Consider the following 2696-nt stretch of genomic DNA (forward strand, 5'->3'; position numbering starts at 1 on the left):
CACCGGATCACTCCGGTGGGCCCCTCGGCCGTTCCCGGCGGGGCTGCCTCTAAGGTGACGGTGTGACTGAGACGAGCACCAAGAACCAGCCCCGGGTCGTCCTCGGCGTCAGCGGCGGGATCGCCGCCTACAAGGCCTGCGAGCTGCTGCGCCGGTTCACCGAGTCCGGGCACCAGGTCACCGTGGTGCCGACCGCGGCCGCGCTGCACTTCGTCGGCGAGGCCACCTGGGCGGCGCTGTCCGGCCGGCCGGCCGCGGTGGAGACCTGGGACCGGGTGCACGAGGTCCCGCACGTGCGGATCGGGCAGCAGGCCGACCTGGTGGTGGTCGCCCCCGCCACCGCCGACATCATGGCGAAGGCCGCCCACGGGCTGGCCGACGACCTGCTCACCAACACCCTGCTCACCGCCCGCTGCCCGGTGGTCTTCGCGCCCGCGATGCACACCGAGATGTGGGAGCACCCGGCCACCCGGGAGAACGTGGCCACGCTGCGCCGGCGCGGCGCGGTGGTGCTGGAGCCGGCGGTCGGCCGGCTGACCGGCAAGGACACCGGCAAGGGCCGGCTGCCCGACCCGGACGCGATCTTCGCCGCCTGCCGCCGGGTGCTGGCCCGCGGCATCGCGGAGCCGGACCTGACCGGCCGTCACGTGGTGGTCTCGGCCGGCGGCACCCGGGAGGCGCTGGACCCGGTCCGGTTCCTGGGCAACCGCTCCTCCGGCAAGCAGGGCTACGCGCTGGCCGGCACCGCCGCCGCGCGCGGCGCCCGGGTCACGCTGCTGGCCGCCAACACCGAGCTGCCGGACCCGGCCGGGGTGGACGTGGTCAGGGTCTCCTCGGCGCTGGAGCTGCGCGAGGCCGCCCTGCTGGCGGCCAAGGACGCGGACGTGGTCGTGATGGCGGCCGCGGTGGCGGACTTCCGCCCGGCGGTCTACGCCGCCGGGAAGATCAAGAAGGTGGAGGGCACCGAGCCGGCTCCGGTCGCGCTGGTGCGCAACCCCGACATCCTGGCCGAACTGTCGGCCGAGCGGTCCCGCCCGGGGCAGCTGGTGGTGGGCTTCGCCGCCGAGACGGACGACGTGCTCGCCAACGGCCGGGCCAAGCTCGCCCGCAAGGGCTGCGACCTGCTGGTGGTCAACGAGGTCGGCGAGACCAAGGCCTTCGGCACCGACACCAACGCGGCCGTGGTACTGGGCGCGGACGGCTCCGAGACGGTGGTGCCGGACGGCCCCAAGGAGGACCTGGCCGAGGTCGTCTGGGACCTGGTGGCCGCGCGGTTCGCCTGACCGGGGCCGCTGACCTCGGAAGATCCCGTCATGCGAGACAGAGTGTCCAAGAAGGTGGTGGGGAGTATTGATCGGCGATAGCTGACCGTTACACTCCAGGAATCAAGTCTTTCCGGATGCCCCGGCCCGGCCGGGAGCGTTCAGTCAGCAGCCGCTGCAACCCCAGGGAGCGCTGTGTCTCGCCGCCTGTTCACCTCGGAGTCCGTCACCGAGGGGCACCCCGACAAGATCGCTGACCAGATCAGCGACACCATCCTCGACGCCCTGCTCAAGGACGACCCGACCTCCCGCGTCGCGGTCGAGACCCTGATCACCACCGGCCAGGTGCACATCGCCGGCGAGGTGACCACCGCCGCCTACGCGCCGATCGCCCAGCTGGTGCGCGACAAGATCCTCGAGATCGGGTACGACAGCTCCAAGAAGGGCTTCGACGGCGCCTCCTGCGGCGTGTCGGTGTCCATCGGCTCGCAGTCGCCGGACATCGCCCAGGGCGTCGACTCCGCGCACGAGCACCGGGTCGAGGGCGACGAGGACGAGCTGGACCGCCAGGGCGCCGGCGACCAGGGCCTGATGTTCGGGTACGCGTGCGACGACACGCCCGAGCTGATGCCGCTGCCGATCACCCTCGCGCACCGCCTGGCGCGCCGGCTGACCGAGGTGCGCAAGAACGGGACCATCCCGTACCTGCGCCCCGACGGCAAGACCCAGGTCACCATCGAGTACGACGGCGACAAGGCCGTCCGCCTGGACACCGTGGTGGTCTCCACCCAGCACGCCAGCGACATCGACCTGGACTCGCTGCTCGCGCCCGACATCCGCGAGTTCGTGGTGGAGCCGGAGCTGCAGGGCCTGACCATCGACACCTCCGACTTCCGCCTGCTGGTCAACCCGACCGGCCGGTTCGAGATCGGTGGCCCGATGGGTGACGCCGGTCTGACCGGTCGCAAGATCATCATCGACACCTACGGCGGCATGGCCCGCCACGGCGGCGGCGCCTTCTCGGGCAAGGACCCGTCCAAGGTGGACCGCTCGGCCGCGTACGCGATGCGCTGGGTGGCCAAGAACATCGTCGCCGCGGGCCTGGCCCGGCGCGCCGAGGTGCAGGTCGCGTACGCGATCGGCAAGGCCGAGCCGGTGGGCCTGTTCGTGGAGACCTTCGGCACCGAGACCGTGCCGGTGCTCAAGATCCAGGAGGCGGTGACCCGGGTCTTCGACCTGCGCCCGCTCGCGATCATCCGCGACCTGGACCTGCTGCGCCCGATCTACTCGCAGACCGCCGCCTACGGCCACTTCGGCCGCGAGCTGCCGGACTTCACCTGGGAGCGGACCGACCGCGCCGAGGCGCTGAAGGCGGCCGTGCAGGCCTGAGCCCGCGCGCTTCCCGGCGGTGGCCGCCCCCGTTCGCGGGGGCGG

The 2696-nt window shown here is 72.6% G+C and carries 2 protein-coding genes; both read left to right on the forward strand.

Annotated features, from left to right (window positions below; all coding sequences use genetic code 11):
* The first annotated feature begins 62 nt into the window (after nt 1–62).
* Nucleotides 63–1283, forward strand: a complete 1221-nt coding sequence (gene coaBC, locus ACFW1A_RS39850) for a bifunctional phosphopantothenoylcysteine decarboxylase/phosphopantothenate--cysteine ligase CoaBC (RefSeq protein WP_380418518.1) — start codon at nt 63–65, stop codon at nt 1281–1283.
* A gap of 174 nt (nt 1284–1457) precedes the next feature.
* Complete coding sequence (gene metK / locus ACFW1A_RS39855) at nt 1458–2651, forward strand: methionine adenosyltransferase (protein ID WP_380418520.1); 1194 nt, start codon at nt 1458–1460, stop codon at nt 2649–2651.
* The last annotated feature ends 45 nt before the right edge of the window (nt 2652–2696 follow it).

The sequence above is a fragment of the Kitasatospora sp. NPDC058965 genome (genome assembly GCF_042741245.1).
Taxonomy (GTDB): domain Bacteria; phylum Actinomycetota; class Actinomycetes; order Streptomycetales; family Streptomycetaceae; genus Kitasatospora.